Source organism: Mycobacterium sp. KBS0706 (assembly GCF_005938675.2).
In the GTDB taxonomy this organism is placed as follows: Bacteria; Pseudomonadota; Alphaproteobacteria; order DSM-16000; family Inquilinaceae; genus Inquilinus.
Genome location: NZ_VCCH02000197.1, coordinates 1 through 5,683, shown reverse-complemented (window position 1 = coordinate 5,683; position 5,683 = coordinate 1). Strand labels below are relative to the sequence as shown.

The following is a 5,683-nucleotide window of genomic DNA, read 5'->3' as shown; positions in this document are numbered from 1 at the left end:
GTGAACACGAGAGGGATCGTCACCCGCAGGGCCGAGACGCCGATCGGCGGCTCGGTGCAGCTCGGCGCCCAGGCGCCTAGCGCAGTACAGCCCGGGCCCGACCTCAGGTCGGACTTCGCCAGGACCTGGCTATGGCCCCAACCAGGCACCCTGTCACGCGCTTGCAATCGTCATAGGAATGGAGACATAACGAAGCGCAGGGCGATCAGCACAACGAGGTGCCCGTTCGCTTGGCCGGCAGCCGCGCTCGCGGCTTCCAGACGACGCGGGAGTCACTGCTCGGCACCGCCGGCGAATAGTCCATGGTGGAACGACCATCTGCGGACCAGCAGCGCCGGGGTGTCCGAAGTGACGCAGAGTATCGTGATCGTCGGAAACGGGCCGATCGGAGCCCGCGCTGCCGCGAGGATTGCCACGGCAGAGATCGTCGTGCGGTTCAATGAATGCCGGTCTTTTCCGGAATCACCGGGTCGCACCGATGTCGTCGCGGTCTGCAACACGGGCAGGCCAGGCAAGGCGATGCTTTCCTCGACGGTCTGGCGGACACATCCGGCGGTGGTTGAAGCCTCCGAGATCTGGTGCGTCCGGGATCCCGATAAGTTCGCGAGGATGCGCGGCCCGCTGGCCGTGACCCATCCGGAGCTGGACGATTTCTGTGACGACTACACCGAGGGGTTCGCTCGCTTTGCAGCTGAGACCGGCAAGATGAACCGCATCCTGCCCGGAGCGCTTCACGAGTCGGTCGACGCGCAGCTCGCCGCCTTCGATCCGCCTCCCTACGTTGTGCCCAGCAGCGGCCTCATCGTCCTCTCCGAGGTCGTGCGGCGATATCCCGGAGACCATCTGGCTCTCGCCGGCTTCACCCACGAGGGCTGGGAGTGGCACCCATTTTCCGCCGAGCGCAGCATGGTCGATGGCCTGATTGCCGCTGGGCGGTTGCAGCGCCTGCAAGCGGATGATCCGGCCGCCGCCTGTTCTGTGGCGCCTAATGCCAGCTTCACCAGCTGCGGCGCAGCCGCGGCGGAATGAACCAAGGGCGCACGGATGCGACCTTCGGAGCCATTCGGTGCTTCGGCTCACCGCCGGCGGGCGACCCAGGCGTCGCCGGGCGCCATACATGCCTACGAATGAAATCCGTCCCCTATTTGGGGGATGACGGATTGGGTGAAATTCGTCCTAATTGTAAGCGGATGCCAACGGTCTCCGATGCCAACGGTCTCCAAAGACATCCACCCGACCCGGGGCTCCCCCCACCATGCTCCGGGTCGGGCTCTTCAGCCCGGCTGGTTCGATTTCGACGACAGCGGGCGGAATACTAGCTCGGCCGCCCCGAAATCCTGGGTCATGACCACCGTCGTGCCGCCTTCGGAACGCGCGTTCGGATAGGCGCCTGCCTGGCCGAGACGGTCGAACACGTCCGCACCGAGCCGCACCCCGGCGAGTTGCTGATCGTCGCCCGCTTCACGGGCGGCCGTCCTGATGAGGTCTCGGATCTCACCGCCGGTGAAATCGGAGACGTCGAAGGCGAAGGTCACCTCTCGCTGAATGCGACGCGCAGCGTCGGCGACCAGGCGTCCAATCTCCGAGGGGTCGGCCGGCACTATCGGTGCTCCATCTCGGCCGCTGCTCTCGTGTTGTGCCGATCCATGAAGCGCTTGATCGCTTCCGCCGGCTCCAACTCGTCCCATTCCTTGTCGAGCAGCCCGACACCGCGCCGCATGGTGGTCAGAATGTAGAGCCGCGGCACGGCATCGGTGTCCTCGGTCGACAGGTGCATGACCACATCGCCAATGATCTGAGAGACGAATTCCAACCGGACGACGGAACGCTGGTCATCCGCATCCCGCTCGCCGTCGCAGTGATCGAACTCGACCCACCGCGCGAAGAAGCCAGGCGCCACTTCGACGCGCTGAGCGTGCACGTCGACCGATCGCAGCACGACATGCCAGGCATCGCAGACGGCGGGCGCATATCCGCCGAATGTGTCCTCGATGTAGGAGGCGAAGTCGTCGAGCGTGGACTGCAGGCTTTCGAGCGGTGTCTTCATGGTGCTGCCCCAAAGCTGTACCAACAGGTTTCAGTCTGTTCCTTGGACCTGGGCGCGGCAAGGGGCGCCTCCGAGGAGGCGCCCCTCCCGATCATTCGGGGAGTTGATCGTCCGTGCCATCGGCGCCGCCGGCGTCGCCGTCGCGCTTGGCGCCGAACCGGCCGAAGCGGAGAACCGTGCGGTCGGTGGTGTAGCGGGTTTCGCCCTCATGCTCGTAGGAGCTGTCCCGCATGACGCCCTTGGCCCGGACCAAGTCACCGACCCGGACGTGGTTCCGGATGTACTTCTGGATCTGCTCGCTCCAGATCGTGACGCTGTTCCAGTAGGAGTCGTCGATCCAGTTCCCGCGATCGTCTTTGCGGCGGTAATTGGCACAGATATTGACCTTCAGGGCGTTGCCATGCTGGCGGAAGTGGCCGATGTGACCGGTGATGTCGAAAGTGGCTTCGGTGATGGCGCCGAAAGAGCGGGGCGGACCTCGCGCGCAGCCTGAATCACGGAGGGTCCGCGCAGCGGAAACCGTTATTCTGGTTGCGCGAGGAAGAGGGATGTTCCACCAGGCGACGATCGCCGGAAATTCCACATCGAGGTGCCGGCCTGGTGCTCGCCGCAGCCGACATCACAGCCCCTCCAACGATCCAATTTCAGGCACCGCATCCTCGTGCAAGAGTTTCACGACCGGCGCGAGGCTCGCGGTCCAGCTGCAACGACCCGGAACAGCCTCACGACAAGGCGGCGGAACCGTCGTCCAGCCCGAACCGCCGGATCGGCATCGTGTCCGCCAGGGGTCATGCGGGATATGTGAGAGACACGGACGAGATCCGCAGCGCCGCCGGCGCGACCCTCCACTTGGCAACCTTGGCCAGCACCGAGCTGCAGCCGGCCAGGATGAGCCGGACCGCTCCGAAGATCGGGCAAGGGCTGGTGCGAATGTTTCGCCTGCAGCAAGCAGATAAAGCGGATCCCACAATCTGACCGATTGTTCCGACAATTATGATAGTCTGAATCTATGAACCAACCGATCACCCTGCGGCAGCTCCGCTATGTCGTCGCGGTCGCCGACACGCGGCATTTCGGCCGGGCCGCCGCCGCCTGCCATGTCAGCCAGCCCTCGCTAAGCGCCCAGGTCCAGGCGCTGGAGGAGATGCTGGGCGGGCCGCTGTTCGAACGGTCGAAGCGGCGGATCTTGCTGACCCCGCTGGGCGAATCCATCGTCGCCCGGGCCCGGCGGATCTTGGCGGAGACCCAGGACTTGTTGCTGGCCGCGCGCGACCAGGCGGCGCCACTGGCCGGCGACTTCCGGCTCGGGGTGATCCCGACGCTTGGCCCCTATCTGTTGCCGCGGCTGATGCGGACGCTGCGCCGCACCTATCCCGACCTCCGCCTCTATCTACGCGAGGACCTGACCGACCGGCTGGTAGAGCGGCTCCGCCGGGGCGAGCTTGAGGCGGCGCTGCTGGCCCTGCCGGTCGAGGATACGAACCTGGATTCGCTGCCGGTGTTCGACGAGCCCTTCCTGCTGGCCGTGCCGACAGGGCACCGGTTGGCCCGAGCCAGCCGGGTGACGCCGGCCGACCTGTCGGACGAGCATCTGCTGCTGCTGGAGGATGGGCACTGCCTGCGCGACCAGGCTCTGGAGGTGTGCCGCAGCGCAGCACGGACGCAGGAGGATTCGTTCGGCGCCACCAGCCTGGCCACCTTGCGCGAGATGGTGGCCGGGCGGATCGGCATCACGCTGCTGCCGGCCCTGGCCTGCACCGCTCCGACCACGGGCGATGGCGATGTCGCGCTCAGGCCCTTCGACGCGCCGCAGCCGTCGCGGCGGATCGGGCTGGTGTGGCGGCGCGGCGCGGCACGTCGGGGCGAGATCGAGATGTTGGCCGAATTCCTGCGCCAGCACCAGCCGGAAGGCGCAGTGGCGATCCCGCAGGACGACGAAACGGACCAGAGGATCGCCGACTGACGGCCCCCGCCACGCCGCGCGTCGCGGCACCTGCTCCAGAAGCGCCGGTGCCACGCGACAGATTGGAAGACAGTGGCCGCGGGCCGGCAGCCAGGGATGGCCGCTTGGGCGGCTGCTTGGTGCTTGCTATGATCGGCTGATGCCGATGACCGCCACGGCTCGGCTCGCGCCCGGGTGGAGAAGTCCGCGCGGGCCTCCGCAATGCGGCCGGCCTCCTCCAACGCGACCAGGCACGCGAGGATGACATCTACGGGCCGCTGCGGTGTCGCCAGCTTGGCCATGGTGCCGTCGTCGCGCCAGACGAGACTCAGCAGCGTGTCATCGGTCGCGCGCCACGGCCGCCCCGCCATCGGGTATGGGATTGAGCCGTCGTCCGCGTCCGGCTGGCGGCCGTCGCAGCGCCCTTATGGCGGCGGCGATCGCCCTGATATCGGCGGCGTTGCTCGCAGGCAGTCACGCTCAGCCGGACGAGCCCGGCGCCGGCGGCGCGACGTTGGTAGGTGGCACTTCTGGCGGCGGCCGGAAGCATATCGACGGGGCCGGGCTGGCGCCCTGGGTTGATCCTCGTCTGGCATGGTGGCTTGCAGACACGAAATCCGGCCCGGCCTGCGGCCGGAGCGGCTTCTAGCAGATCGGAGCGACTGCCGGGTTTTCGTGTTTGCAACACGATAGCGTCAGGGAGCTGCCGGCTCCGCCAGATGCGGCCGCCAGTCTGCCAGCATCTTCTCGAACTCGGTCTTATAGCCGTAGGCGCACGGGGACTCCGACCGGGTGGCGATCAACTGGATTACCGTCACCATGTCGTCGGCGATGGCCGCGTCCACGCTCTGGAGGTCGGCGAAATCAAAGCCGCCGCAGGACTTGGCGTTCCACCATGCCAGAAGGAAATTCGCGACGCGGCGCGACTGCGCGGTGTCGCCTCGCGCGATCTCGATCAACCTCTCCAACGCGGCGAGGGCAGGTCGGCTCATCGAAACCATGCTCATCTCCCCCTGTCATTGCGGCCGCCGAGGATCCGCGACGCCCGGCCCAGGCGTAGTATCTTGTTAAATCCGCGCTGCGCCGAGGGTGAGGGCCCGCCCCAGGAGCTTGGCCCTCTGCGTCATTCGGCGGCGAGATCTTGATAGATATCCTCGATCTCGCCGAGGTTTCGCGTCCGCTCCCACACGCACCTCGACTCCGCCGATCTCGAACTCGATCCCGCTCGCCTGCGACCGACGGTGAGTCCGGCGCTTCGGAATGGGCTCCGCCGCCGCCTCTGGCTGTATGGCCTCCACAACCGCCGGCACGAACATGGTCGGCGGGTCCTCCACCGGCTGCCGCGCCTGGCGACGCCAGGTGAACAACTGCTGCGGCGTCAGACCGTGTGGGCGAGCAACGGCACAGACCGACTCGCCCTCGGCATAGCTCTCGGCGACGATCGTCGCCTTCTCCTCCGGCAACCAGGTCCGACGCCGGCCCGCGCCCGTGAAGATCTCCACCCGCCGAACCGGCTCCGGCATATGCCGAAGCTCTGAAATCGACATGTGTCGGAGCCTCCTTCGGCTCCGAGCTTCTGCCCTACGCCGCCTCACCGAAAGGTGGCCGCGGAACATCGCTTACGTTTCACCACCTGCTGCCGGAGTTCAGCGCCATCGAGAATGTGGTGCTGCCGCAGATGATCGCCGGACGCT

The 5,683-nt window shown here is 66.8% G+C and carries 7 protein-coding genes; 2 read left to right on the top strand and 5 right to left on the bottom strand.

From position 1 onward, the window contains the following. Positions 1 to 339 precede the first annotated feature (339 nt). Complete coding sequence (locus FFK22_RS40695) at positions 340 to 1,029, top strand: hypothetical protein (RefSeq protein ID WP_221939259.1); 690 nt, start codon at positions 340 to 342, stop codon at positions 1,027 to 1,029. Between the two features lie 245 nt (positions 1,030 to 1,274). Here the strand turns inward: FFK22_RS40695 and FFK22_RS40690 are convergent, their stop codons facing one another. The 3 genes from FFK22_RS40690 to FFK22_RS40680 form a co-directional block, all read right to left on the bottom strand. Next, positions 1,275 to 1,601, bottom strand: coding sequence for a hypothetical protein (locus FFK22_RS40690; protein ID WP_143956952.1), 327 nt, complete (start codon positions 1,599 to 1,601; stop codon positions 1,275 to 1,277). Then, the gene (locus tag FFK22_RS40685) at positions 1,601 to 2,047 is read right to left on the bottom strand and encodes a hypothetical protein (protein WP_138889129.1); all 447 of its coding nucleotides are present in this window, start codon (positions 2,045 to 2,047) and stop codon (positions 1,601 to 1,603) included. The genes FFK22_RS40690 and FFK22_RS40685 overlap by 1 nt, the downstream gene beginning before the upstream one ends. A gap of 91 nt (positions 2,048 to 2,138) precedes the next feature. After that, a complete protein-coding gene (locus FFK22_RS40680; protein ID WP_221939258.1) occupies positions 2,139 to 2,630 on the bottom strand; it encodes a single-stranded DNA-binding protein in 492 nt (163 codons plus the stop codon). Positions 2,631 to 3,056: 426 nt separating this feature from the next. Here FFK22_RS40680 and FFK22_RS40675 point away from each other — a divergent pair, with 426 nt between their 5' ends. Further along, complete coding sequence (locus FFK22_RS40675; RefSeq protein WP_138889130.1) at positions 3,057 to 4,010, top strand: LysR substrate-binding domain-containing protein; 954 nt, start codon at positions 3,057 to 3,059, stop codon at positions 4,008 to 4,010. A gap of 674 nt (positions 4,011 to 4,684) precedes the next feature. On the opposite strand, the gene FFK22_RS40670 is transcribed toward FFK22_RS40675, so the two are convergent. Next, positions 4,685 to 4,990, bottom strand: a complete 306-nt coding sequence (locus FFK22_RS40670; protein ID WP_221939257.1) for a hypothetical protein — start codon at positions 4,988 to 4,990, stop codon at positions 4,685 to 4,687. A 66-nt stretch (positions 4,991 to 5,056) separates the two neighbouring features. Next, a complete protein-coding gene (locus FFK22_RS40665) occupies positions 5,057 to 5,536 on the bottom strand; it encodes a transposase (protein ID WP_186002947.1) in 480 nt (159 codons plus the stop codon). Between the last annotated feature and the right edge of the window lie 147 nt (positions 5,537 to 5,683).

Excerpts from the sequence above, each read along its gene's own strand:
- FFK22_RS40685 (WP_138889129.1), bottom strand. The coding sequence starts at position 2,047 with ATGAAGACACCGCTCGAAAGCCTGCAGTCCACGCTCGACGACTTCGCC.
- FFK22_RS40675 (WP_138889130.1), top strand. The coding sequence starts at position 3,057 with ATGAACCAACCGATCACCCTGCGGCAGCTCCGCTATGTCGTCGCGGTC.
- FFK22_RS40670 (WP_221939257.1), bottom strand. The coding sequence starts at position 4,990 with ATGGTTTCGATGAGCCGACCTGCCCTCGCCGCGTTGGAGAGGTTGATC.
- FFK22_RS40665 (WP_186002947.1), bottom strand. The coding sequence starts at position 5,536 with ATGTCGATTTCAGAGCTTCGGCATATGCCGGAGCCGGTTCGGCGGGTG.